Below are 24741 nucleotides of genomic sequence, written 5' to 3' on the forward strand. Positions count from 1 at the left end.
GAAACTAAATGCAAGCTATCATCGCTAACGTGCAAGCTATGACCGTTCTGGCCGCCGCAATCATCATCGGTCTGGGCGCCATCGGTACCGCTATCGGCTTCGGTCTGCTGGGCGGCAAATTCCTGGAAGCTTCGGCACGTCAGCCGGAACTGATGCCCCAGCTGCAAACCAAACTGTTCGTGATCGCTGGTCTGCTGGACGCCATCTCGATGATCGGCGTCGGTGTCGCTCTGCTGTACACCTTCAACAACCCGTTCCTGGCTGCCGTGATGGCCGCCGCTGGCAAGTAATTTCATCGCCCGAACAAACCCTTAATTCTTAGGAGCAAGGTATGGACATCAATACGTCCCTCGTGGGGCAGATGATCACCTTCGGCGTCCTGATCTGGTTCTCGATGAAGTTTGTGTTCCCTGCGCTGAACACCGCGCTGGAAGAACGCGCCAAGCGGATCGCCGACGGCCTGGCCGCGGCGGAGCAGGGCAAAGCTTCCATGGCTGCCGCTGAAAAGCGTATCGAGGCAGAACTGGCAGGCGCCCGCGACGAAGGTCAGAAGCGCATTGCGGACGCTGAAAAGCGCGCCCAACTGGTCGCTGAAGAGATCAAAGCCAACGCCCAAGCTGAAGCCGCCCGCATCGTGGCCCAGGCCAAAGCCGACGCCGAACAGCAAGTCACCAAAGCGCGCGAAGAACTGCGTGCCCAGGTCGCTGGTCTGGCGGTCAAAGGCGCCGAGCAGATTCTCAAGCGCGAAGTCAACGCTGCTGCCCACGCTGATCTGCTGAATCAACTCGCCACCGAGCTCTGATCATGGCAGAACTCGCAACCGTCGCCCGTCCCTACGCGGAAGCTCTGTTCCGCGTAGCCCAAGCCGGTAAGGAAAACCTCGCGGTGTGGTCCGATCTCGTGTCCGAACTGGCACAGATCGGTGCGCACCCCGAGGTGCAAGCTTTTGCACGCAACCCGAACGTGTCCGGTGCCGATGTGGCAGCGGCCATCCTCGCGCTGGTCAAATCCCCCGTCAACGCTGAAGTGAAGAACTTCCTGGCCATGCTGATCGAGAATGATCGCGTGACCCTGTTGCCGGAGATTGGCGCCCAGTTCCAGGTGCTGAAAAACAACCACGAAGGCGCCGCCGATGTCAGCATCGTCAGCGCATTCGAGATGACGGCCGAACAACAAGCCGCCCTCGTCGCTACCCTCGAAAAGAAATTCGCGCGCAAGCTGCATCCGCAGGTGTCGGTTGATCCGTCCCTGATCGGCGGTGTGCGCGTGGTGGTGGGCGACCAGATCCTCGACACTTCGGTACGTGCCAAACTGCAGCAAATGCGTGTTGCGCTGACCGCGTAAGCGTCGCGCAGGCGAACCCTTATCCCCTCGCGCAAGCTGAGTGAAATAACAAAGGATTAATTATGCAACTCAATCCCTCGGAAATTAGCGAACTGATCAAGAGCCGCATCCAGGGCCTTGAAGGTGGCGCTGAAGTCAAGAACCAGGGCACGGTGATTTCCGTTGCCGATGGTATCTGCCGTATCCACGGTCTGTCCGACGTGATGCAAGGTGAAATGCTGGAATTCCCGGGCAACACTTTCGGCCTCGCCATGAACCTCGAGCGCGACTCCGTCGGCGCCGTGATTCTGGGTAACTACGAGCACATCTCGGAAGGCGACACCGTGAAATGCACGGGCCGCATCCTGGAAGTGCCGATCGGTCCGGAACTGCGTGGCCGCGTGGTCAACGCCCTCGGCCAGCCGATCGATGGCAAAGGCCCGGTCGACTGCAAGCTGACCGCCCCGATCGAAAAGATCGCCCCGGGCGTGATCGCGCGTCAGTCGGTGTCGCAGCCGATGCAGACCGGCCTCAAGGCCATTGACTCGATGGTGCCGATCGGCCGTGGCCAGCGCGAGCTGATCATTGGCGACCGCCAGACCGGTAAATCGGCCGTGGCTGTCGACGCCATCATCAATCAAAAAGGTCAGAACATGACCTGCGTGTACGTGGCTATCGGTCAGAAGGCCTCGACCATCAAGAACATCGTGCGCTCGCTCGAGCAGCACGGCGCGATGGAATACACGATCGTGGTCGCGGCTTCCGCTTCCGAATCGGCCGCCATGCAGTACATCTCGGCCTACTCGGGCTGCGCGATGGGCGAATACTTCCGCGACCGCGGCGAAGACGCCCTGATCGTGTATGACGACCTGTCCAAGCAAGCCGTGGCCTACCGTCAGATCTCGCTGCTGCTGCGCCGTCCGCCGGGCCGCGAAGCTTACCCGGGCGACGTGTTCTATCTGCACTCGCGTCTGCTGGAGCGTGCCGCCCGCGTGAACCCCGACTACGTCGAGAAGTTCACCAACGGCGAAGTGAAGGGCAAGACTGGTTCGCTGACCGCCCTGCCGATCATTGAAACCCAGGCCGGTGACGTGTCCGCCTTCGTGCCGACCAACGTGATCTCGATTACCGACGGCCAGATCTTCCTCGAGACCTCGCTGTTCAACTCGGGTATCCGTCCCGCGATTAACGCCGGTATCTCGGTGTCGCGCGTCGGTGGCGCCGCTCAGACCAAGGTCATCAAGGGCCTGTCGGGCGGTATCCGTACCGACCTCGCCCAGTACCGTGAACTGGCTGCGTTCGCGCAGTTCGCCTCGGACCTGGACGAATCGACCCGTAAGCAGCTCGACCGCGGCGCCCGCGTGACCGAACTGCTGAAGCAGCCGCAATACTCGCCGCTGCCGATCTCGCTGATGGCCGTGTCCCTGTTCGCCGTCAACAAAGGCTATTTCGACGACATCGACGTCAAGAAAGTCCTGTCCTTTGAAGCCGGTCTGCACAGCTTCATGAAGACCAAGCACGCGGACTTCCTCGCCAAAGTCGAAGAGACCAAGCAGATGGACAAGGACGGCGAAGCAACGCTGGCCGCCGCCATCGCTGAGTTCAAGAAATCCGGCGCATTCTAATCAATGCGTGATGGCGCTCCCTGCGGGGGGCGCCGGATCTCAGAACAAGGAGTAAGGACTCATGGCAGCAGGCAAAGAGATACGTGGCAAGATCAAGAGCGTAGAGAATACGAAGAAGATCACCAAGGCGATGGAAATGGTCGCCGCATCGAAAATGCGCAAGGCGCAGGATCGCATGCGCGCCGCCCGTCCCTACAGTGACAAGATTCGGAATATCGCTGCGAACCTGGCGAACGCCAACCCTGAGTACACGCACCCGTTCATGGCGAAAGCCAAGGACGCCAAGCAGGCCAAGGCAGTGGGTTTCATCGTCGTCACGACCGACAAGGGTCTGTGCGGCGGCATGAACACCAATGTGCTGCGCCAGGTGACGTCGAAAATGCGCGAGCTGGAAACGGCTGGCAACAAGGTTGAAGCGGTCGCAATTGGCAACAAGGGTTACAGTTTCCTGAATCGCGTGGGCGCCAAACTGGTGGCCCATGCAACGCAGCTCGGCGACACGCCCCACCTGGATAAGCTGATTGGCCCGGTCAAGGTCATGCTGGACGCCTACCAGGAAGGCAAGCTGGACGCCGTGTACCTGTGCTACACCAAGTTCATCAACACCATGAAGCAGGAACCGGTCGCTGAACAGCTGCTGCCCCTGCCGAAAGAGAAGATGACGGCCGATAAGGGCGCGCATTCGTGGGATTACATCTACGAACCCGAAGCCCAGGTCGTGATCGATGAACTGCTGGTGCGCTATGTCGAGGCCCTGATTTATCAGGCCGTGGCGGAAAACCTGGCGTCCGAGCAATCGGCACGCATGGTGGCCATGAAGGCCGCGTCCGACAACGCAGGGAATGTGATCGGCGAACTGAAACTGGTCTACAACAAGACCCGCCAGGCCGCGATCACCAAGGAACTGTCCGAGATTGTTGCCGGTGCGGCAGCGGTCTAATCGCAAACGAATTTAACAATATTGAAGGAACGAACATGGCTGAAGGCAAAATCGTTCAGTGTATCGGCGCCGTGGTGGACGTGGAGTTTCCGCGCGACGCGATGCCCAAGGTTTTCGACGCCCTGAAAATGGCTGGCTCGGAACTGACCCTCGAAGTGCAGCAGCAGCTGGGCGACGGCATTGTCCGTACCATTGCGCTGGGCTCGTCCGACGGTCTGCGCCGCGGCATGGCTATCCAGAACACCGGCAAGCCGATCATGGTGCCCGTGGGTAAAGCTACCCTCGGCCGTATCATGGACGTGCTCGGTAACCCGATCGACGAATGCGGCCCGATCTCGCTCGAGCACACCGCATCGATCCACCGTCAGGCCCCGGCCTACGACGAGCTGTCGCCGTCGCAGGACCTGCTGGAAACCGGCATCAAGGTGATTGACCTGGTGTGCCCGTTCGCCAAGGGCGGTAAGGTCGGTCTGTTCGGCGGCGCCGGTGTGGGCAAGACCGTGAACATGATGGAACTGATCAACAACATCGCCAAGGCGCACTCGGGTCTGTCCGTGTTCGCCGGCGTCGGTGAGCGTACCCGTGAAGGTAACGACTTCTACCACGAAATGGCCGATGCCAAGGTGGTCGATCTGGAAAACCCGGCCAACTCGAAAGTGGCCATGGTGTACGGCCAGATGAACGAACCGCCGGGTAACCGTCTGCGCGTGGCCCTGACCGGTCTGACCATCGCGGAATCCTTCCGTGACGAAGGCCGTGACGTGCTGTTCTTCGTGGACAACATCTACCGCTTCACCCTGGCCGGTACCGAAGTGTCGGCACTGCTGGGCCGTATGCCCTCGGCCGTGGGTTACCAGCCGACGCTGGCCGAAGAAATGGGCCGTCTGCAAGAGCGTATCACCTCGACCAAGACCGGCTCGATCACCTCGATCCAGGCCGTGTACGTCCCTGCGGACGACCTGACCGACCCGTCGCCGGCGACCACCTTCGGTCACCTGGACTCGACCGTCGTGCTGTCGCGTGACATCGCCGCCCTGGGTATCTACCCGGCCGTGGACCCGCTCGACTCGACCTCGCGTCAGCTGGACCCGCTGGTCGTGGGCCAGGAGCACTACGACACCGCGCGCGCCGTGCAGGGCACCCTGCAGCGCTACAAGGAACTGCGTGACATCATCGCGATTCTGGGCATGGACGAACTGGCACCGGAAGACAAACTGGTGGTGGCCCGCGCCCGTAAGATGCAGCGTTTCCTGTCGCAGCCCTTCCACGTCGCCGAAGTGTTCACCGGCTCGCCCGGCAAATACGTCTCGCTGAAAGACACGATCAAAGGCTTCAAGATGATCGCGTCGGGCGAACTGGATCACCTGCCGGAACAGGCCTTCTACATGGTCGGTACCATCGAAGAGGCGATCGAGAAGGCCAAGAAACTGGCCGCTTAATGCCGTGCGGCGCTCCTGCGCAAGCGGGGGCGCCTGAGCAGATAGGACAACTATGGCAAACACTATTCACGTGGACGTGGTCTCGGCCGAAGAGCAGATCTTCGCCGGGGAAGCCGAATTCGTCGCGTTGCCGGGTGAAGGTGGCGAGCTCGGGATCTATCCCAAGCACACGCCGCTGATCACGCGCATCAAGCCGGGCGCCGTGCGCATCAAGGTGCCGGGCAAGGCCGAAGAGGAATTCGTCTTCGTCGCCGGTGGCATCCTCGAGGTGCAGCCGAACGTCGTGACCGTGCTGGCGGATACCGCCATCCGCGGCCATGACCTCGACGAAGCCAAGGCCCAGGAAGCGAAGAAGGCCGCCGAAGAAGCCCTGCATAACCGCGAAGCTTCGATCGACTACGCCCAGGCCCAGGCTGAACTGGCCGCCGCCGTGGCCCAGCTGGCCGCGATCCGTCGCCTGCGCTCCAAGCGCTGAGCGAAGCAGTATCCAAGACAAAGGCAGCTGCGGCTGCCTTTTCTTTTTGATGATACGGATAACACTAAACTCCTTGAAACCTCAAACTGAGCGGCTATAGTGGTTGTAGTCAGTTTCGGGGGGAGGCCAGCGCACCGACACAAGATCAACAAGGTGTTGTTCCAGTGCGCCGCATTACGATGCGGATTTGAGGAATTCATTTCCTCACTGAGTTCCTGTGGGAACGGGACGATGGCGGCTGCGGCCGCCATTTCCTTTTCTGGCTTAACATGGCCTTAATCGCCGCGGCCGAGCATGGCGCCATTGCCCTTCCCGAGGACCGCCATGCCCATGCTCTCCCTGTTGTTCCTGCTTGCCGCCGCGCCCGACGCGGCCAGCGAAGAAGCCATCCGTAGCGTGGTCGCGCGCTATGCCCAGGCCTGGGCCGAAGGCAATGCCGCGCAGATGCAGACCACGCTCACGCCCCAGTTCCAGCAGCAGGTGGCCGTGCGCCAGGCCCAGAAACCCGACAGCGTGCGCAGCGTCAGCGGCCTGCTGTTGCTCGACCAGACGGGGCGCGGCTATGGCCGCTCGCTGGCGCCGGCCCTGCGCCAGCCCAGCATCCGCGTGCTCGATGTCACGGACGGCATGGCCAGCGTCGTGTTCGAGCAGGGCGGGCGCCACGAAGCCCTGCAGCTGCTGCTGATCGACGGCCAGTGGCGCATCCAGAACGCCCTCACCACGGCCAAGGAGTGAGCATGCGCCTGCACATCAACGGCCACTGGCGCGAGCTCGACGCCGACCCCGCCATGCCCCTGCTGTGGGCGCTGCGCGACCACCTGCAACTGAGCGGCACCAAATTCGGCTGCGGCGCCGGCCTGTGCGGCGCCTGCACCGTGCACCTCGACGGCCAGCCGGTGCGCGCCTGCCAGACACCGGTCGCGCGCGTGGGCCAGGCGCGCATCACCACCATCGAGGGCCTGTCGGCCGATGGCAAGCATCCGGTGCAGCGTGCCTGGCGCGCGCTGAATGTGCCGCAATGCGGCTACTGCCAGGCCGGCCAGATGATGACGGCCGCGGCCCATCTGGCCCAAGGCGGCGCCACCGACAGCGCGAGCGTGCGCGCAGCCATGGCCGGCCACATCTGCCGCTGCGGGACCTATGCGCGCGTCGAGCAGGCCGTGGCGCTGGCCGCGCGCCTGCACAAGGAGGGCGCATGAAGCCCGCGCCGCACAATCCGCGCCGGCGCGCGCTGCTGCAGGGCGGGGCCGCGCTGGCGGCCGCCCTGTGCGTGCCGAGCGCCTTGTTCGCCGCGTCCGCGCCGGCGCTGGCGCCGAATGTCTTTGTGCGCATTACCCCGCAAGGCGTGACGCTGGTGGTGCCGCGCAGCGAGATGGGGCAGGGCATCCGCACCGCGCTGGCGATGGTGATGTGCGAGGAACTCGATCTGCGCCTCGCGCAGGTGCAGGTGCTGCGCGCCGACGGCGATGCGCGCTACGGCGATCAGGACACGGTCGGCGACGACAGCTTCCGCCAGACCTGGCTGCCGCTGCGCAAAGCCGCGGCGGCGGCGCGCGCCATGCTGGTGCTGGCGGCCAGCCGCCGCTGGGGCCTGGCGCCGGACAGTCTGCGCACCGAGGCGGGCCAGGTGCTGGCCCCCGATGGCCGCAGCCTGGCCTATGGCGCCCTGGTGGCCGACGCCGCGCGCGAAGCCGTGCCGGCCGAGCCGGTGCTGAAAGCGGCGCAGGACTTTCGCCTGATTGGCCGGCCGACCGCCGGCATCGATCTGGACGCCATCACGCGCGGGCAGGGACGGTACGGCATCGATCAGCGTCTGCCCGGCATGCGCTACGCGATGCTGGTGCGCGCGCCCCTGCCGGGCATGCGCCTGGCCCGCTTCGACGCGGCGGCGGCGCGCCGCCAGCCGGGCGTGCTCGATGTGTTTGCGCTGCCCGGCCAGTTTGCGGCCGAAGCCGCGACCCTCGACGCGGTGGCCGTGATCGGGCGCGACACCTGGTCCTGTCTGCAGGGGCGCAAGGCGGTGCGCGCCGAGTGGGCGGCCGGCGACAGCCTGGCGATGGACAGCGCCCAATTGCGCGCGGCGATGGAAGCGGCGGCCGACCGCGGCGGCACCGTCTACACCAGCCGCGGCGATGTCGATGCGGCGCGCGCGCAGGCCACGCGCACGCTCAAGCGGCGCTACTTCACGCCCTACATCACGCACGCGACGATGGAGCCGCCGGTGTGCACGGCCACCGTCACGCACGACCACTGCACGGTGTGGGCGCCGACCCAGAATCCGGGCGAAGCGCGCGAACGCATCGCCGCCGAACTGGGCTGGCCGCTGAGCCGCGTGAGCGTGCATGTGACGATGATCGGCGGCGGCTTTGGCCGCAAGTCCCTGCACGACTTCGTGCTCGAAAGCGTGCGCCTGAGCCGGCGCATCGGCGCGCCGGTCAAGCTGCTGTGGACGCGCGAGGACGATCTGCGCCACGGCTTCTACAAATCGCCGGCGCTGACCGAGATCGAACTCGGTCTGGATGCCGATGGCGGCCTGCTGTTCTGGCGCCAGCACAGCGTGCAGTCGGGCGGTTCGGCGATCTCGAACGGCAAGCCGGTGGCGGCGCTCGAAGTGTATGAGGTCGGCGGCGGACCGACGCGGGTGCCGTATGCGGTGCCGCACCAGCGCGCCGAGGGCAGCCATGTGGAGACGCCGCTGCGCCGCTCCTGGGTGCGCGGCGTGCAGGACGTGTTCCATGCGATCGCGCCCAATTGCGCGCTCGACGAGCTGGCCGTGGCCAGCGGGCGCGATCCGCTGGCCTGGCGCCTGGCTCTGCTGGAGCCGGCGCGCAAGATCCAGTTCTTCCGCACCAGCCTGCCCTACGAGCAGTGGTACGACACCGGGCGCCTGGCGGCCGTGCTGCGCAAGGCCGGCGAACTGGCCGGCTGGGGCAGGCCGCTGGCGGCCGGGCAGGGGCGCGGGGTGGCCGCGCATTTTCAGAGCCTCAGCTATGTCGGCATGGTGGCCCAGGTGCACGTCGATGGCGCGCGCCGCCTGCGCGTCGAGCGCGTGTGCGTGGCCGTCGACTGCGGCCTCGTCGTCAATCCGGACAGCGCGCGCGCCCAGGTCGAAGGGGCGATCGCGTTCGCGCTCGGGGCGGTGCTGTATGGGCAGGTCGGGGTCGACGCCGCGGGCGTGACGGTCTCGAATTTTCACGACTACCAGGTGGCGCGCATCACCGACATGCCGGCGGTGGACGTGGTGTTCATGCCCAGTACCCTGGCCCCGAGCGGGCTTGGGGAGATCTGCGTGCCGCCGCTGGCCCCGGCCGTGATGAATGCCGTGGCCGCCGCCTGCGGCCAGCGCTGCACGGAGCTGCCGCTGCGCCTGGCCTGAGCCTCAGACGGCCGGCTGGCTGCCCCAGTCGCGCGGGGCCAGGGCCTGGGGCGCGGGGACGGCGTCGATGATGGGGGCGACTTCGGCCTGGTCGTCGTCGAGCAGATTGATCAGCGGCGCAAACAGGGTGCGGTCGTGCGGCGAGCTCGCATGCAGGGCCAGGTCGCGCGCGATGTCGCGCAGGCGCCAGCAGATTTCGCGCGTGGCCACCACCTTTTCGAACATCAGCCCGCCGTCGAGGCCGAGCGAGAGATTGACGTTCTTGCGCAGGTAGATGTCGAGGCCGGTGCTGATGAAGGCGCGCTGGATTTTTTCGATGCGGCCCAGCGCATTGCCCAGCAGCTCGGCACTGCGCGGCGAGCGCGCCACCGAGGCGTCGAGCAGGTTTTCGCCGAGGTCGAGCGCGCCGCGGATGCGCCAGTACAGGCGCTCGACGTCGCCCGCTTCGTCGGCGGCCACGCGCGGGGCCGTGGCGCCCTGGGCGCGCAGCGCGCCCGAAATGGCCGAGACCAGATCGGCCGGGTGCTCGCCCGGCACGATTTTCAGCGCCAGTTCGGCGCGTTCGAGCGGGTAGTCCTTGTTGAGTACGCCGGCGATCATCTCGGCCACGCCCACGGCCTGGCCGATCGGCGACAAGGCATGCCCGGCCGCCTGGCGCGGATAGCCGGTGCCGTCGAAGCGCTCGTGGTGTTCGCTGATGGCGCGCCCGACCGCCAGCGGATAGGACTCGAGCTCGTTGACGAGCAGCTGGCCGATGCGCGGATGGCTGATCAGCTGGGCCCATTCCTGCGGCGTCAGACGCTGGTCCTTGGCATGCAGCATGGGGTCCAGATACAGTTCGCCGACGTCGTGCAGCAGGCCGGCCACGGCCGCCTGCTGCTGCTCGTCCTCGGTCAGGCGCAGCTTCTTGGCCAGGCCGAGCGACATCAGGCTGACCAGCACGCTGTGTTCGAGCTGGCGCGCGTCCATGCAGGACAGCAGCAGACCGGTGGCGGGCGAGAATTCGATGGCGGCCAGCAGGCCGAGCGGGGCCGGGCCGGCGCCGCCGACACTGCGCAGGATGCGCGCCAGCGGCACGCAGCGTTCGATCAGGCCGCGCCCCAGGTCGACGATGCGGGCCGCGTCGACGCCACCGCGCGCGGCCAGGCAGGTTTCGAGCGGCGCCTGCAGCGGCCCCTCGAGCAGGATGGCGGCCAGGCTGTGGCCGAGGCGCCCGCCCGTGCGCAGCAGGCGCTCGCCATCGGCCGCAAGCACGTCCTGCGTGGCCACGACCTCGCAGGCGGCGCTCAGCGCGAGCGCCTTGCTCAGGAAGTGGCGGTTGACGCTGGTCGGTAGCTGGGCCATGGGCTATTGCCTTTTGACAAGGTTGGCAGATTCTAGCGAATTTCCACGCCCGGGGGCGCACCGCCGTGCAGATATTTGTTTGCGCGCAACTAATCCTCAGGGCGACTGTGCCAGACGCGCCAGCATGGCGCGCACGGCCAGCAGTTGCGGCCCGTCGCGCGCGAAAAAGCGCGGGGCGAAGGGGTTCGGGCTGGCGTAACCCCAGAAGTCCCAGCAGCCCTGCGGGTTGTAGGGATAGCGCGCGCTTGGCGTGGCCTGCGGGTAGAGCACGATCAGGCGGTTGCGGTCGGCCACGCGGTTGTAGCCGGCGCCCTGGACATAGCGCTCGCCGATCTGGTCCGCGCTTTGCAGGCAGGCATGAAAGGCCACATGCACGCGGCAGCCGCCGCTCTGGCAGGCCGTGGGCACGTAGACATAGCCGCTGTCGGCCAGGGCGATGTCGGGCGCCGCGTACAGGCGCTGGCTGAAGCGCAGCAGCCGTCCCTCGGGCTGGGTGGACGGCGCTTCCAGCGTACCGAGCAGCTGGGCCAGCAGCAGGCGCGCCAGCGGCAGCGCGCAGTTGTTGAGATAGGGCGGGGCCGTGGCGGCGCAGGGCTGGTCGTGCGGATCGTCGGTGACCATGCCATGGCCGGCCCCGACCTCGTTGTTGAACACCACGTTGGCAGCCCCGGCCAGCAGATAGAAATCGCGCGCGCTGGCGCCGACGGCGCTGGTGATGGTCTGGTCCTGGGTGCCGGAAAACACATACACGCGCTGGCGCGCCAGATTGGCCGGATCGTCGATCCAGCCCTGCTGGAAGAAGCCCATGGTCTTTTCCAGCAGCAGCTGGGGATCGGGCGGATCGAGCCCGGCCTGCTCGGGATTCATGCACAGGGTCAGGGCGTTGACCAGATAGGGCACATAGGGCGGCTGGCCGGCGGCCCCGGCGCAATAGTAGGGCCCGCCAGCGACCAGGCCGACCCCGCGCACCAGACCCGAGTAGGCGACCGCGAACTGCCCAGCCATGTAGGCGCCCGAGGACACGCCCGAGACCGTGGTCTGGGACAGGTCAGCGCGCAGGCGCGGCAGGGGATGCGGCGGGCTGGCGGCGGCGGCCAGCGCCCACAGCAGGCAGAAAATAGTGGTGACGAAGCGCATAATTTTTTATTGACATAGAATGGCTGTCCTCAATGTTTAGACCACAGGAAGTCGATCATGTTCAAAGCTTGTGTGAGTGTCTTGACCCTGATGTCCGCCGCCATGTTGCTGAGCGCCCCGGCCGCCGCCGGCCAGGCCGCCACGATGGGCGCCGCCGCCGCGCCGGCCGCCTGTCCGGCCATCCTGAAACAGAATTTCAAGCGTCTGCAGGACGAGGCGCCGCAGGACCTGTGCCAGTACGCGGGCAAGGTGATCCTGGTGGTCAACACGGCCAGCTATTGCGGCTACACCAACCAGTACGAAGGCCTGGAAAAACTCTACGCCAATTACAAGGACAAGGGTTTGGTCGTGCTCGGCTTCCCCTCGAATGACTTCGGCAAGCAGGAGCCCGGTTCGAGCAAGGAAATCGCCGACTTCTGCTACAACACCTATGGCGTGAAGTTCCCGATGTTCGCCAAGTCCTCGGTGATCGGGCCGGAAGCCAATCCCCTGCACGCCCAGCTGACCAAGATCACCGGCAAGGCCCCGGGCTGGAACTTCGCCAAGTATGTGATCGACCGCGAAGGCAAGGTCATCAGCTTCTACCCGAGCAAGGTCACGCCCGAAGACAAGACCCTGGTCGCCGAAATCGAGAAAGACCTGGCCGCCAAGTAAGTCCAACGGCATGGCGTCATCTTTACATGCGTTAAGATGACGCCATGCCGGCTCCGCTCGTCCTCGCCCTCGCTTACGACCGCCTGTGCACCTTTGAGTTCGGCTGCACGGTGGAATTGTTCGCCCTCGACCGTCCCGAGCTCGGGGTCGACTGGTACCGCTTCGCCGTCTGCGCGATCGAACCCGGGCCGATCCGCGCGCTGGGCGGGGTGCAGGTGGACGCGCCTTACCAGCCGCAGCTGCTGGAGCAGGCCGATCTGATCGTCATCCCCGGCTGGCGCGATCCCGATGAACTGCCGCCGGCGCCGCTGCTGGCGGCCCTGCAGCGCGCGGCCGCGCGCGGCGCGCGCCTGTGCAGCATCTGTTCGGGCGTGTTCGTGCTGGCCGCGGCCGGCCTGCTCGACGGGCTGGCCGCCACCACCCACTGGCGCTATGCCGACCGGCTGGCGGCGCGCTATCCGCGCATCCGGGTCCAGCGCGACGATTTGTATGTCGACGCCGGGCAGATCATCACCTCGGCCGGTTCCGCCGCCGGCCTCGACATGCTGCTGCATCTGGTGCGGCGCGATTACGGCGCGCGTGTCGGAAATCTGGTCGCGCAGCGTCTGGTGGTGCCGCCGCACCGCGCCGGCGGCCAGGCCCAGTTTCTGCCGCGCCCGATGGCGCGCGACGAGCACGGCCGCCTGGCGCGTCTGCTCGACCATGTGCGCGCCCATCCGGCCGAGCCGCATACCCTGGCCAGCATGGCGCGCCGCGCGGCCATGAGCGAGCGCACGCTGCAGCGGCATTTTCAGGAGGCCACGGGGATGGGACCGGTCGAATGGCTGATCCACGAGCGCGTGGCCGTGGCCAAGGACCTGCTCGAAACGGGCACGCTCAGCCTGGCGCAGATCGCCGCCCGCTGCGGCTTTGGCAGCGAAGCCAGCCTGCGTCACCATTTCCGCCGCCTGACGGCTACCACCCCGGCCGCCTACCGGCGCGAGTTTTCAGAGCGCGTCTGAGCCCAGGCCATAGCGCGCGCGCAGGCCGTCGATCCAGGTGGCGCGTGAACTGCGCGAGCGCTCATGCGGCGCAAAGGCCGGGCTGACGGCATCGAGGCGCGCGATCCAGTGGCGGATTTCCTGCATGTCGTCGGCAGTGAGTGCTTGCTCACTTGCGCTCAGCGCGCGCAGGCGCTGGATCGCCCATTCTTTTTCCGCGATTTCCTCGGGCAGGCCGCTGCGCGTGCACAGGCCATAGGTGCCGTCCAAAAAATGGGTCCATTCGCTGGCCAGCTGGGCCGGTGTGGCCAGGGCCAGGCCGCCGATCTCGGCCAGGCGCTGGCGGTAGCGCGCCGTGAACAGGGCCAAGCCGTTCGCCCCGTCCAGCAGCGCGCGGCCCCAGCCGACATAGCCGCGGCCGTAGATGGCCAGGCGGTCGGCCGCGGCATGGGTGCCGAAGAAGGACATACAGCTGAGCGAGATGCGCAGCCGGTAGCTGGGCTGGGGCATGCCGGCCAGGGCCAGCAGCTGTGGGCGGGTGAGCCCCAGCGCGGCCAGCAGGGCCGGCTCGCTGAGGCCGTGGGCATACAGGTAGTCGAGAAGTTCCATGCGCCCATTCTAGGGCGGGGTGGCCGGCCGATGTGTCGGCCCGGGCCGAAGCATGCGGCCGGACTACTCGGTGGCGGACGCGATCTCGGCCTGCACGGCGCCGCGCACGGCATTGCAGACCAGCAGGTCTTCGGCGCGGCGCAGCTCGTGGCGGCGGATGATGGCTTCGCGCGCGCCCAGGCGCGGGTCCGCGAGCAGCACGCTGCGCATCACGCCGGGCAGCACGCCGCAGCTCAGCGGCGGGGTCAGCCAGCGGCCGTCGAGCTTGACGAAGACATTGCTGCGCCCGCCCTCGGTCAGTTCGCCGCGTTCGTTGAAGAACAGGGTGTCGAAGGCGCCTGCGGCCTCGGCCGCGCGCCAGGCGGCGTCGTAGCGCGCGCGCTGGCTGCTCTTGTGGCGTAGCCACAGATCGTCGGCCATGGTCGGGGTGTCGGCCAGCAGCACGCGCACCCGCGGCGCCAGCGGGGTCAGGGGCGCGCTGCTGAGCTGATGGCTGCCATCCGGCTGCAAACTCAGGCGCACACGCCAGGCGCCCTCGCCCAGGCCGGCCGCGTGGCTGCGGACAGCGGCGCGCAGCGCTTCGACGTCGCAGGCAATGCCGAAGTAGGCGGCGCTGGCCTGCAGACGCGCCAGGTGGCGCTCCAGATGGCGCACCCCGTCGGTGCTGCTCGCGTACAGGGTCTCGAACAGTTCGAACTCGTGGCGCAGGCCGCTGAGGAACTGGGCTTTGAGCAGGCTCTCCTGCCATTCGTCGGCGGCCACGCTGTCATACACGATGCCGGCGCCCACGCCCAGTTCGGCCTGGCGCAGGCCATGCCGGGGCGCCTGCAGCAGCACGGTGCGGATCGGCACCGACAGGCAGAAGTCGCCCACCAGGTGCGCATCGAAGGGCGGATCGATCCAGCCGATCGCGCCCGTGTACAGGCCGCGCGCGTCGGGCTCGAGTTCGTCGATGATTTCCATCGTGCGGCGCTTGGGCGCGCCGGTGATCGAGCCGCACGGGTAGAGCGCGTCGAGAATGTCGCCGAGGCTGGCGCCGCTGCGCAGGCGCGCCTGCACGGTCGAGGTCATCTGCAGCACGCCGCCGAAGCGGTTCACCTCGAACAGGGCCGGCGCGTGCACGCTGCCGGTGGCCGCCACCCGCCCCAGATCATTGCGCAGCAGGTCGACGATCATCAGGTTTTCGGCGCGGTTCTTGGGATCGGCGGCCAGGGCGCGCGCGCGTTCGGCGTCGATGGCCGGGTCGCCGCTGGCCGCGGCCGTGCCCTTCATCGGGCGCGCCGTCAGCAGGCCGTCGTCGTGGCGCACGAACAGCTCGGGCGAGAGCGAGACCACGGCGCTGCCGTCGCTGTGCTGGACCAGGGCGCCATACGGCACCGGCTGGCGCGCGCGCAGGCGGCGGAACAGGTCGAGCGGGCTGCCATAGGCTTCGCCGCGCAGGCGCAGCGTGTAATTGACCTGGTAGGTGTCGCCCGCCGCGATGTAGGCGCGGATGCGGTCGATCGCGGCCGCGAACTGGTCGGCGTCGAGATTCGCGTGCAGCGCGCTGAGGCCGGCGCTGCCGCTGCTGTGCGCCGCCAGCCAGGCATCGACCTCGGCATGCTGGAGCTTGTCGCGCCGGGTGAACACCAGCACTTCGGCCAGCGGGCCGGGCAGGGGCTTGGCCGGCAGGCCGTGCAGATGCTGGCCCAGTTCGTAGCTGAACAGCGGCACCAGATACAGCCCGTCCTGCGAGGCCTGGTGCAGCTGCTCGAGCAGGGCTGGCCACTCGCCCAGGTCGCGCGCGCGCAGCGTGCGCACGTGGCCCGTGAACAGGCGCGAGACGGCGTCTTCGCGCGCGTCGTCGAGCAGGACGAAGCAGGACGGCAGGGACATCGTTCAGCTCAGCAGCAAGGCGATCTGGTGCGGCGCGCCGTCCAGCGGATGGTGGGTGAAGCCGCTCTTGGCAAAGCGGTGCCAGCGCCCGGTCACGTAGTTGACCAGCAGGCTCGCGCGCGAGGCCACTTCGGCCTCCGAGCCATGGCCCTGGCTGGCGGCCAGGCGCAGCGCCTGCTTGCAGGCCAGCTCGAGGCGGTCGTAGAACTGGTTCATGCGCGCCTGCAGGCGCTCGTCCTCATTGACCAGGGCGTCGCCGATCAGCACGCGCGTCATGCCGGGATTATTCGCGGCAAAGCCTAACAGGCTGTGCAGCATGGCCTGAAGCTGGGCCAGGCCCTGCTCCTCGCGTTCGCTGATCTGGTTGAACAGGCCGAACACGCTGGTGTCGATAAAATCGATCAGGCCTTCGAACATCTGGGCCTTGCTGGCGAAATGGCGGTACAGGGCGGCCTCGGACACCGCGAGCCGGCGGGCCAGGGCGGCGGTGGTGATCTTCTCGCCGCGCGGATGCTCGAGCATGGCCGCCAGGGCCTGGAGGATCTGCAGCTTGCGTTGTCCCGGCTTGGTCGATGCCATGTGTGTAGGTGGTTGGAGGCTTGAGGAAATTGTAACGCGTGCCAGCTTCCTCGGGTTACACTGGCCTGCGCTTTTACGAGGAGAGTTCCGTGCGTCGTCAGATTATAGTCGGCTTCTTCAGCCTGTTCCTGATTGCCCTCGTTCCGGCCCGCGCCGAGCCGGTGCCGCGCGGCGCCCTGTTCAAGGCGAGCAAGGGCACGCAGAGCCTGGTCGTGTTCGGCACCATGCATGTCGGCCGCCCCGATTTCTTCCCGCTCGAAAACCGTCTGCTCGAGGCGATTGCCCAGGCGCGCGTGCTGGCGCTGGAGATCGACCAGGCCGCCGATCCGGCCAAAAATGCCAGCGTGATGCAGCAGGCCATGCTGCTGCCGCCTGGCGCGCCGAACCCGTATGCCAGCCTGAACGCGCAGCAGCGCACGCGCCTCAACCAGCTGCTCGGCAGCGCCGGCATGCAGTTTGCGGCCGTGCAGGGCATGCGCCCGTGGGCGCTGGCGGTGGTGCTGTCGGTGCAGCAGTTCGCCGCGGCCGGCTACCGCGCCGATCTGGCCAGCGACAGCTATCTGGCTTCGTATGCGCGCGCCAAGGGCGTCAAAGTGGCCGAGCTGGAATCGGTGGCCGAGCAGCTTGGCCATTTCCTGCGCCTGTCCGATGCCGATCAGCTGCGCTTTCTGACCGACGCGCTGGAACAGGCCGAGTCCGGCAAGCAGCTGCAGGACCTGCACGATCTGGTCGACGCCTGGGGCCATGCCGACCGCGCCGCCATTGACCAGCTGGCCGCGCGCGCCGCCGCCGACAGCAGTTTTTCCGGCGTGTTCACGCAGAAGGTGCTGCTCGAAGGGCGCAACGGGCCGCTGGCCGAGCGCATTGGCGCGCTGCTCGACAAGGAAGGGCAGGTGGTGGTCGCGATCGGCCTGCTGCACCTGGTCGGGCCGCAAAGTGTGATTGCGAAGCTGGAAGCGAAAGGCTGGAAGTTTGAGCGCGTCTACTGACGGCGGGAAGTGGTGCCCTTGACGTGGATTGAACACGTGGCCTCTCCCTTACCAAGGGAGTGCTCTACCACTGAGCTACAAGGGCTTTTCCGGCAAAAATTTAGCGGCCGCGTGGGCCGCTGCATTTTTAGTGAGACCGAATCATAGTGCCAAAAGCCTGTTCGGTCAAGACTTCCAGCAAGAGCGAGTGTTCGATGCGGCCATCGATGATGTGCACGGTGTTCACACCCGACTTGGCGGCGTCGAGGGCGGACGAAATCTTGGGCAGCATGCCGCCCGAGATCGTGCCGTCGGCGAACATCTCATCGATCTCGCGCGCCGACAGGTCGGTGACCAGCTTGCCGTCCTTGTCCTGCACGCCGGCGATATTGGTCATCATGATCAGCTTTTCGGCCTTGAGGATCTCGGCGATCTTGCCGGCCACCACGTCCGCATTGATGTTGTAGGCCTGGCCGTCCTGGCCGAAGCCGATCGGCGAAATGATCGGGATGAAGGCGTCGTCCTGCAGGGCCTTGACGACGGCCGGATTGATCGCCTCGATCTCGCCGACGAAGCCGATGTCGAGGAACTCGCCCGGCTTGTCCTTGTCCGGCATGGCCATCTTGCGTGCACGGATCAGGCCGCCGTCCTTGCCGGTCAGACCCACGGCCTGGCCGCCGTAGTGATTAATCAGCATCACGATGTCCTGCTGGACTTCGCCGCCCAGCACCCACTCGACCACTTCCATGGTTTCTTCGTCGGTGATGCGCATGCCCTGCACGAAATTGCCCTGCTTGCCGATCTTCTTCAGCGCATTGTCGATCTGCGGACCGCCGCCGTGCACGACCACGGGATTCATGCCGACCAACTTGAGCAAAATGACATCGCGCGCGAAGCCGTGCTTGAGCTTCTCTTCGGTCATGGCATTGCCGCCGTATTTGATGACGATGGTTTTGCCGTGGTAGTTGCGGATGTAGGGAAGCGCCTCTGCCAGGATTTGGGCCTTGATCTGGGGCGGCACACCGGACAGGTCGCTGTCGGCGGCGTCCGGCGAGAGGGGGGAGAAATGCTTCATGGCAGAGTCCAGGAAAAAACTTGGCGTGAATTGTACAGCCTGCTTACGCTCAGGGGGCGGCCGGCAGCGCGATTATACGGGCTTCGTGTTGTATTTTCAGACCTGATCGGCTACGCTCCGCGCATGATGCCGCCGCCCGAGGACCTGCACCGCCAGCTGGAAGCCCTGCGCCCCCAGTTGCTGCGCTTCGCCCAGCTGCAGCTGCGCGATGGCGCGCTGGCCGAGGACGCCGTGCAGGACACCCTGATCGCCGTGCTGGAGAAGCCCGAGCGCTTCGCCGGCCAGTCGAGCCTGCGTACGTATGTGACGGGCATCCTGAAGTTCAAGATCATCGACAATCTGCGCGCGGCCACGCGCGAACGCCCGCTCGAGCCGCTCGACGAGCAGAGCGAGGCCGAGGCCGTCGACGCCCTGTTCGCCGCCGACGGCCACACGCGCGAGCTGCCGCGCCAGTGGGGCGAGCCCGAGCGCGTGCTCGAACAGAAGGACTTCTTCCGCGTGCTCGAATTGTGCCTGGAAAAGCTGCCGGCGCGGATGGCGCGCATTTTCATGATGCGCGAGTGGCTCGAACTCGATACCGAAGAGATTTGTAAGGAATGCGCGATCAGCGCGGCTAATCTCTGGGTTCTCCTGTACCGCGCCCGCCTGCGCCTGCGCGAATGTCTGGATCTGAACTGGTTCGGCGCGCGCGCAGCCGATTGAAAGGACGAGCATGGAAGGCGTGAAGATCACGTGTAAGGACGCGCACCGCCTGGTGTCCGAAGGCCTCGACCGCGAGCTCTCGCTGCTCGAGCGCACGCGCCTGCGCCTGCATCTGCTGGCCTGCGGCGCCTGCAGCCGCTTCAACGGCCAGATGGATCTGCTGCGCCAGGCCATGCGCCGGCTGCCGCCCGAATGAGCACCTGCAGCCGCTGCGGCGCCAGCTTCGTCTGCGCGATGGAAGAAGGCAGCGCCGCGCCCTGCTGGTGCGCGCAGCTGCCGCCGCTGCTGCCGCTGCCGCAGGAGGCGGCGGCGCGCTGCTGGTGTCCGGACTGTCTGCGCGCGGCCCTCGCGGCCCAGCAGGCGCAGACGCCGCCGGCCCAGGGCTGAATCCGCGCGCCGGCCGCCTGCCGGCTCACTGGAGAAGTGTGATGCGATTTTCCGATATCCGTATCAGCGCGCGCATCGGCGCCGGCTACGTGATCCTGATGCTGCTGATGGCCGGCGTGATCCTGACCGGGGTGCTGCGCATGGTGGCGATCCGCGCCGAGACCGACCGCATCCTGCACGAGGACTGGGCCGCGCTGGAGGCGATGAACACGATTCAGGCCGAATCGCGCGAGGCCTCGATCCGGATCGTGACCTTGTTGATCCAGCGCGAGCGCAAGGCGCGCGAGGCCAGCTATGCGCGCATCGACGAGGCGCGCGCGCGCATCGACAGCGCGCTCGAACGCCTGGCCAAGGCGCAGACGGCGGCCGGCGCGCCGCAGCTGGTGCGCCGCATCGCCGCCGCGCGCGACGAGTACTTCAATTCCTTCATCGAGGTGGCCGACCTGGTCGAGGCCGACGAGCGCGCCGCTGCCGAAGCGAAGATGAATACGATGACGGCGCGCGCGCTCGAGCGCATGCTGACCGAGATCCGCGCGCTCGACAAGCTGGAAAACGAGTTCGTGCTGTCGAACGCGGGCCGCGCCAGCGCCGATATGACGCGCACGATCTGGGTCATGAGCGCCCTCGGCGGCCTGGCCCTGCTGGTGGGGGTCGGTTTCGCCTGGTCGGCGCGCACCATTACGCGGCCGCTCGGCGAAGCGATCGCGATCGCCGAACGGGTGGCCCAGGGCCAGCTCGATGGCCAGATCGAAGTGCGCTCGCGCGATGAAACCGGGCAGCTGCTGGCCGCGCTGCGCGACATGATGGCGGCGCTGGCGCGCCAGCAGGAGCTGCAGCGCGCCGTGGTGGCGGCCGAGGATGCGACCAAGGCCAAGAGCGATTTTCTGGCGAATATGAGCCACGAGATCCGCACGCCGATGAACGGCATCATCGGCATGACCCATCTGGCCCTGCAGACCGAGCTCACGCCCAAGCAGCGCGGCTATCTGGAGAAGGTGGAAGGGGCGGCGCGCAATCTGCTCGGGATCATCAATGACATCCTCGATTTTTCCAAAATCGAAGCGGGCAAGCTGCATTTTGAGCGCACCGATTTTCATCTCGACGACGTGATCCAGCAGGTGGTCGATCTGCAGGTGCTCAAGGCCCAGGACAAGGGGCTGGAGCTGCTGGTCGACATCGGCCCCGATGTGCCGGGTGAGCTGGTCGGCGATCCGCTGCGCCTGGGGCAGGTGCTGATGAACCTGACCTCGAACGCCGTCAAGTTCACGCATGCGGGCGAGATCGTGCTGAGCATCCGCACCGAAAAGCGCGGGCTCGATGCGGTCTGGCTGCGCGTGGCCGTGCGCGACAGCGGGGTCGGGCTCACGCCCGAGCAGCAGGCGCGCCTGTTCCAGGCCTTCAGCCAGGCCGATACCTCGACCACGCGCCACTACGGCGGCACCGGCCTTGGTCTGACCATCAGCAAGCGCCTGGTCGAGATGATGGAGGGCGAGATCGGCGTGCAGTCGACGCCCGGGGTGGGCAGCACTTTCTACTTCACGGCGCGGCTTGGCCTGCCGCAGACGCCACTGGCTGCGCCGGCGCCGCCGGACGGCGCCCTCGATGGCCTGCGTGTGCTGGTGGTGGACGATAACGCCACCTCGCGCGAGATCTTCGCCAGCATGCTGACGGCCCTGCATTTCCAGCCGCAGGCCGTGGACGGCGCGGCCGCGGCCCTGGCCCTGGTGCAGGGCGGCGCCGCCGTCGACCTGGTGCTGATGGACTGGCAGATGCCGGGCATGAACGGGCTGCAGGCGCTGGCGGCCCTGCGCGCGGCCGGCCTGGCGGCGCCCTGCATCCTGGTGACCGCCTACAACCGCGACGATCTGCTGGCCGAGCGCGATGGCGACGCCGTCGCCGCCGTGCTGAGCAAGCCGGTCAGCGCCTCGACCCTGCTCGACACCATCGGCCGCGTGCTGGGCAAGGAAGTCGCGCGCTGCCGGCGCGAGCGGCGCAAGGCCGACAACCGCGCCGCCGAACAGGCCGTGCGCGGCGCCTGGCTGCTGCTGGTCGACGACAACGAGGTCAATCAGGAAGTGGCGCAGGAGCTGCTGGAAGCGGCCGGTGTGCGCCTGGATATCGCGAGCAATGGCGCGATGGCGGTGGCCAAGGTGGAGGCGGGCAGCTACGACGGCGTGCTGATGGACTGCCAGATGCCGGTGATGGACGGCTACGAGGCCACGCGCCGCCTGCGCGCCAATCCGCGCTTTGCCGATCTGCCGGTGATCGCGATGACGGCCAATGCCATGGTCGGCGACAAGGAGAAGTGCCTGGCCGCCGGCATGAACGACTTTATCGCCAAGCCGATCGACGTGGCCCAGCTGTTCGCCACGCTGGCGCGCTGGGTCAAGCCGGCCAATCCGGGCAGCGCGGCGGCGCCGGCCGCCGCCGACGAGGACGCGGCGCCGCTGATTCCGGGTCTGAAGACGACGCAGGCGCTGGCCCGCCTGGGCGGCAGCGCGCGCCTGCTGCGCAAGCTGCTGCGCCGCTTTGCCGAGACCCAGCACGACGCATTGGCGCGCCTGCGCGCGGCGGTGGACGCCAACGATCTGGCTGCCGCCCAGCGCGAGGCGCACACGCTCAAGGGCCTGGCCGGGAATATCGGCGCCAGCGAAGTGGCGGCTTTGGCCGAGCGCATCGAACAGGATCTGGCGCAGGGCGGCAGCGCCAGTCTGGCGCCGGCGCTGGATGCGCTGGCGCCGGTGCTGGCCGAACTGCTGGGGCATATCAGCCTGGCGCTGGGGGCGGCCAGCGCCCCGGCCGTGGCGCAGCCGGTGCTGGCGCCGGACCAGCTGCCGCAGCTGCTGGCCGAGATGGCGGCCCTGCTGGCGCAGGACGACGCCAGCGCCAACAAGCGCCTGGAGCCGCTGCTGGCGGCGCTGCAGGCGGCCGGGCAGGGCGAGCATGCGCGCGCGATCCGGCGCCAGGTCAGCCAATACGATTTTGAAGGCGCGCTGGAACAGCTGCAGGCGGCGGCCGCCGCGCTCGGACTGGCGATAAGGGCCAAGGAGGCTTGAAATGCAAGACAAACCGACGATTCTGGTGGTCGACGACACCCCCGACAATATCGACCTGCTGTGCGCGGTGCTGGAGAACGACTACCGCACCAAGGTCGCCGTGAACGGCGAGCGCGCGCTGAAGATCGCCGCCGGCGAGGTCAAGCCCGACCTGATCCTGCTCGACGTGATGATGCCGGGGATGAGCGGCTATGAGGTGTGCCAGCGCCTGAAGGCCGATGCCGCCACGCGCGACATCCCGGTCATCTTCGTCACCGCCATGAGCGAAGTCGAGGACGAGAAGAAGGGCCTCGATCTGGGCGCGGTCGACTACATCACCAAGCCGATTTCGGCGCCGATCGTGCTGGCGCGCGTGAAGACCCACCTGTCGATCAAGCGCGTGCAGGACTTCCTGCGTGATCAGAACCAGTTTCTGGAGGCTGAAATCGGCCGCCGCGTCCAGCAGATCGCGGCACTGCAGGACGTCACCATCCACACCATGGCCTCGCTGGCCGAGACGCGCGACAACGAGACCGGCAACCATATCCGCCGCACCTCGCATTACGTGAAGGCCCTGGCCGAGCAGCTGCGCAGCCACCCGCGCTTCGGCTACTTCCTCGACGAGCAGACCATCGGCCTGCTGTTCAAATCGGCGCCGCTGCACGATATCGGCAAGGTCGGCATCCCCGACCGCATCCTGCTCAAGCCGGGCCGTTTCGAGCCGCATGAATTCGAGATCATGAAGACCCACACCACGCTCGGGCGCGACGCCATCGAGGCGGCCGAGCGCGAGCTGGGCATCACCGTGGACTTTCTCACCTTCGCCAAGGAGATCGCCTACGGCCACCAGGAGAAGTGGGACGGCTCCGGCTATCCGCAGGGCCTGGCCGGCGATGCGATTCCGATCTCGGCGCGCCTGATGGCGGTGGCCGATGTCTACGACGCCCTGATCTCGCGCCGCGTGTACAAGGACGGCATGTCGCACGAGCAGGCCGTGGCGATCATGCGCGCGGGGCGCGGCAGCCACTTCGATCCGGATATACTCGACGCTTTCCTCGCGATCCAGGACCAGTTCGTGGCGATCGCGCAGCGCTACGCCGACAGCGACCATGACATGGCGCGCGCGCGCAGCAAACACGAGACTTTTACCGGCACCGCCTGATGAACATCGAATTGCTTGGCTTTCTGGCCGCCTGCTGCACCACCTTCAGTTTTCTGCCCCAGGTCTGGCTGGTCTGGAAGCGCCGCTCGGCCGAAGGCGTCTCGCTCGGCATGTACCTGATCTTCACGATCGGCGTGGCCCTGTGGTTCCTGTATGGCCTGCTGATCGGCGCCTGGCCGGTCATTCTGGCCAATGGCGTGACCCTGATCCTGGCCGGCACCGTGCTGGTGATGAAATGGCTGTTTGACCGCCAGCGCTAGGCGGCGCCGACCAGCACCGCGTTCTCGGCCCAGCTTGGCGCATCGTCGCTGAACACCTGGCTGAAGGCGGCCAGCGGCGCCACCGCGTGCGGCGCCACCTCCCCGAACTTCGAATGATCGGCCAGCAGCACGCTGCGCGCCGCACCCGCCAGCATGGCCGCCTTGATGGCGGCATTGTCGGCGCCCTGCGCGCTCACGCCCAACGTGGGGTGAATCGCGCAGGCGCCGAGAAAAGCCAGGTCGGCGCGCGCCGCCTGCACGCTGGCCAGGGCCTGCGGCCCGGCCAGATAGCCATCCTGCGCATGCCAGCGGCCGCCGCACACGCTGAGCGCGATACCGGGCCGGCGCCCCAGCAGCTGCGCCACGTCGAGCGAATTGGTCAGCACCGTCAGCGGCACGGCGGGCAGGGCCTCGGCCAGCGCCAGACAGCTGCTGCCGGCGTCGATGAACAGACTCATATGCGCTTCCACGAGGCCGGCCGCGGCGCGCGCGATGGCCTGTTTGGCCGCGCCATGCAGCTGCTGGCGCGCCTGCTGCGGCAGGCTGGCCTGGGCCAGGCGCACGGCGCCGCCATGGGTCTTCTGCAAAAAGCCCTGCTGCGCGAGCGCGGCCAGATCGCGCCGCACGGTGTCTTCCGACACCTGCAGCTGGCTGGCCAGGCGGCAGACTTCGACACGCCCGGCCTGTTCGAGGGCTGCGAGGATCTGTTGGCGGCGTTCGGGAGCAAACATGCGGCTTCTTGCGTGATTGTGCGGTTGTATGCAAGTATACCGCGACATTGTGCTGTTTTGTGAGG

General features: G+C 67.1%; 26 protein-coding genes and 1 tRNA gene. 19 read left to right on the forward strand and 8 right to left on the reverse strand.

All coding sequences use genetic code 11. The features are described 5' to 3' along the window. The first annotated feature begins 20 nt into the window (after positions 1–20). The 10 genes from atpE to LZ005_RS12970 all read left to right on the forward strand — a co-directional run bounded on the left by atpE (position 21) and on the right by LZ005_RS12970 (position 9178). Complete coding sequence (gene atpE / locus LZ005_RS12925; RefSeq protein ID WP_373889331.1) at positions 21–290, forward strand: F0F1 ATP synthase subunit C; 270 nt, start codon at positions 21–23, stop codon at positions 288–290. Positions 291–331: 41 nt separating this feature from the next. Beyond that, positions 332–802, forward strand: coding sequence for a F0F1 ATP synthase subunit B (locus tag LZ005_RS12930; RefSeq protein ID WP_237808484.1), 471 nt, complete (start codon positions 332–334; stop codon positions 800–802). 2 nt (positions 803–804) lie between these two features. After that, positions 805–1344 carry a F0F1 ATP synthase subunit delta gene (locus tag LZ005_RS12935; RefSeq protein ID WP_237808485.1) on the forward strand — a complete coding sequence of 180 codons (540 nt, stop codon included), beginning with the start codon at positions 805–807 and terminating at the stop codon, positions 1342–1344. Between the two features lie 62 nt (positions 1345–1406). Then, positions 1407–2948, forward strand: a complete 1542-nt coding sequence (atpA, locus tag LZ005_RS12940; protein ID WP_237808486.1) for a F0F1 ATP synthase subunit alpha — start codon at positions 1407–1409, stop codon at positions 2946–2948. 61 nt (positions 2949–3009) lie between these two features. Further along, a complete protein-coding gene (atpG, locus tag LZ005_RS12945; protein WP_237808487.1) occupies positions 3010–3888 on the forward strand; it encodes a F0F1 ATP synthase subunit gamma in 879 nt (292 codons plus the stop codon). 35 nt (positions 3889–3923) lie between these two features. Beyond that, positions 3924–5327: a F0F1 ATP synthase subunit beta gene (gene atpD / locus LZ005_RS12950; RefSeq protein WP_237808488.1), complete on the forward strand. Its 1404-nt coding sequence runs from the start codon at positions 3924–3926 to the stop codon at positions 5325–5327. A gap of 52 nt (positions 5328–5379) precedes the next feature. Further along, positions 5380–5802 (forward strand): F0F1 ATP synthase subunit epsilon, encoded by a 423-nt coding sequence (locus LZ005_RS12955; protein ID WP_237808489.1) that lies wholly within the window; start codon positions 5380–5382, stop codon positions 5800–5802. A gap of 324 nt (positions 5803–6126) precedes the next feature. Next, positions 6127–6537: a nuclear transport factor 2 family protein gene (locus LZ005_RS12960; RefSeq protein ID WP_237808490.1), complete on the forward strand. Its 411-nt coding sequence runs from the start codon at positions 6127–6129 to the stop codon at positions 6535–6537. 2 nt (positions 6538–6539) lie between these two features. Then, entirely contained in the window at positions 6540–7001 is a 462-nt protein-coding gene (locus LZ005_RS12965; RefSeq protein WP_237808491.1) for a (2Fe-2S)-binding protein, read from the forward strand. Continuing rightward, positions 6998–9178, forward strand: a complete 2181-nt coding sequence (locus LZ005_RS12970) for a xanthine dehydrogenase family protein molybdopterin-binding subunit (RefSeq protein WP_237808492.1) — start codon at positions 6998–7000, stop codon at positions 9176–9178. The genes LZ005_RS12965 and LZ005_RS12970 overlap by 4 nt, the downstream gene beginning before the upstream one ends. A 3-nt stretch (positions 9179–9181) precedes the next feature. Here the strand turns inward: LZ005_RS12970 and LZ005_RS12975 are convergent, their stop codons facing one another. Together LZ005_RS12975 and LZ005_RS12980 are read right to left on the reverse strand one after the other, a co-directional pair. Then, on the reverse strand, positions 9182–10522 hold the full coding sequence (locus tag LZ005_RS12975) for an HD-GYP domain-containing protein (protein ID WP_237808493.1): 1341 nt from the start codon (positions 10520–10522) through the stop codon (positions 9182–9184). A 96-nt stretch (positions 10523–10618) separates the two neighbouring features. Next, positions 10619–11659 (reverse strand): poly(3-hydroxybutyrate) depolymerase, encoded by a 1041-nt coding sequence (locus tag LZ005_RS12980; RefSeq protein WP_237808494.1) that lies wholly within the window; start codon positions 11657–11659, stop codon positions 10619–10621. 57 nt (positions 11660–11716) lie between these two features. Here LZ005_RS12980 and LZ005_RS12985 point away from each other — a divergent pair, with 57 nt between their 5' ends. Both LZ005_RS12985 and ftrA read left to right on the forward strand, forming a co-directional pair. Continuing rightward, entirely contained in the window at positions 11717–12313 is a 597-nt protein-coding gene (locus tag LZ005_RS12985; protein ID WP_237808495.1) for a glutathione peroxidase, read from the forward strand. Between the two features lie 44 nt (positions 12314–12357). Next, complete coding sequence (gene ftrA, locus LZ005_RS12990; protein WP_237808496.1) at positions 12358–13314, forward strand: transcriptional regulator FtrA; 957 nt, start codon at positions 12358–12360, stop codon at positions 13312–13314. Here the strand turns inward: ftrA and LZ005_RS12995 are convergent. The 3 genes from LZ005_RS12995 to slmA form a co-directional block, all read right to left on the reverse strand. Further along, on the reverse strand, positions 13300–13902 hold the full coding sequence (locus LZ005_RS12995; protein WP_237808497.1) for a DUF6058 family natural product biosynthesis protein: 603 nt from the start codon (positions 13900–13902) through the stop codon (positions 13300–13302). The genes ftrA and LZ005_RS12995 overlap by 15 nt on opposite strands. Before the next feature lie 63 nt (positions 13903–13965). Further along, entirely contained in the window at positions 13966–15777 is a 1812-nt protein-coding gene (pabB, locus tag LZ005_RS13000) for an aminodeoxychorismate synthase component I (protein ID WP_237808498.1), read from the reverse strand. A 3-nt stretch (positions 15778–15780) separates the two neighbouring features. Then, entirely contained in the window at positions 15781–16356 is a 576-nt protein-coding gene (gene slmA, locus LZ005_RS13005) for a nucleoid occlusion factor SlmA (RefSeq protein ID WP_237808499.1), read from the reverse strand. 89 nt (positions 16357–16445) lie between these two features. Between slmA and LZ005_RS13010 the strand changes: the two genes are divergently transcribed. Beyond that, positions 16446–17345, forward strand: coding sequence for a TraB/GumN family protein (locus LZ005_RS13010; RefSeq protein WP_237808500.1), 900 nt, complete (start codon positions 16446–16448; stop codon positions 17343–17345). 10 nt (positions 17346–17355) lie between these two features. Here LZ005_RS13010 and LZ005_RS13015 read toward each other — a convergent pair. Beyond that, positions 17356–17430 (reverse strand) — tRNA-Thr (locus LZ005_RS13015). Between the two features lie 42 nt (positions 17431–17472). After that, positions 17473–18399: an acetylglutamate kinase gene (argB, locus tag LZ005_RS13020; RefSeq protein ID WP_237808501.1), complete on the reverse strand. Its 927-nt coding sequence runs from the start codon at positions 18397–18399 to the stop codon at positions 17473–17475. Between the two features lie 126 nt (positions 18400–18525). Here argB and LZ005_RS13025 point away from each other — a divergent pair, with 126 nt between their 5' ends. From LZ005_RS13025 to LZ005_RS13050, 6 genes are read left to right on the forward strand one after another with little or no spacing between them, the layout of a single operon-like run. Continuing rightward, positions 18526–19101, forward strand: a complete 576-nt coding sequence (locus LZ005_RS13025; RefSeq protein WP_373889332.1) for a sigma-70 family RNA polymerase sigma factor — start codon at positions 18526–18528, stop codon at positions 19099–19101. Positions 19102–19111: 10 nt separating this feature from the next. Then, entirely contained in the window at positions 19112–19297 is a 186-nt protein-coding gene (locus LZ005_RS13030; protein WP_237808503.1) for a zf-HC2 domain-containing protein, read from the forward strand. Beyond that, positions 19294–19488, forward strand: a complete 195-nt coding sequence (locus tag LZ005_RS13035) for a cysteine-rich CWC family protein (protein WP_237808504.1) — start codon at positions 19294–19296, stop codon at positions 19486–19488. Before LZ005_RS13030 ends, LZ005_RS13035 begins: the two co-directional genes overlap by 4 nt. Positions 19489–19529: 41 nt before the next feature. Next, a complete protein-coding gene (locus tag LZ005_RS13040; RefSeq protein ID WP_237808505.1) occupies positions 19530–22544 on the forward strand; it encodes a response regulator in 3015 nt (1004 codons plus the stop codon). A gap of 1 nt (position 22545) precedes the next feature. Then, a complete protein-coding gene (locus LZ005_RS13045) occupies positions 22546–23685 on the forward strand; it encodes a two-component system response regulator (protein ID WP_237808506.1) in 1140 nt (379 codons plus the stop codon). Next, complete coding sequence (locus LZ005_RS13050; protein WP_237808507.1) at positions 23685–23945, forward strand: SemiSWEET transporter; 261 nt, start codon at positions 23685–23687, stop codon at positions 23943–23945. The genes LZ005_RS13045 and LZ005_RS13050 overlap by 1 nt, the downstream gene beginning before the upstream one ends. Here the strand turns inward: LZ005_RS13050 and LZ005_RS13055 are convergent. Beyond that, a complete protein-coding gene (locus LZ005_RS13055; RefSeq protein ID WP_237808508.1) occupies positions 23942–24676 on the reverse strand; it encodes a DeoR/GlpR family DNA-binding transcription regulator in 735 nt (244 codons plus the stop codon). The genes LZ005_RS13050 and LZ005_RS13055 overlap by 4 nt on opposite strands. Between the last annotated feature and the right edge of the window lie 65 nt (positions 24677–24741).

The sequence above is a fragment of the Massilia sp. TS11 genome (assembly GCF_022012445.1).
Taxonomy (GTDB): domain Bacteria; phylum Pseudomonadota; class Gammaproteobacteria; order Burkholderiales; family Burkholderiaceae_D; genus Telluria.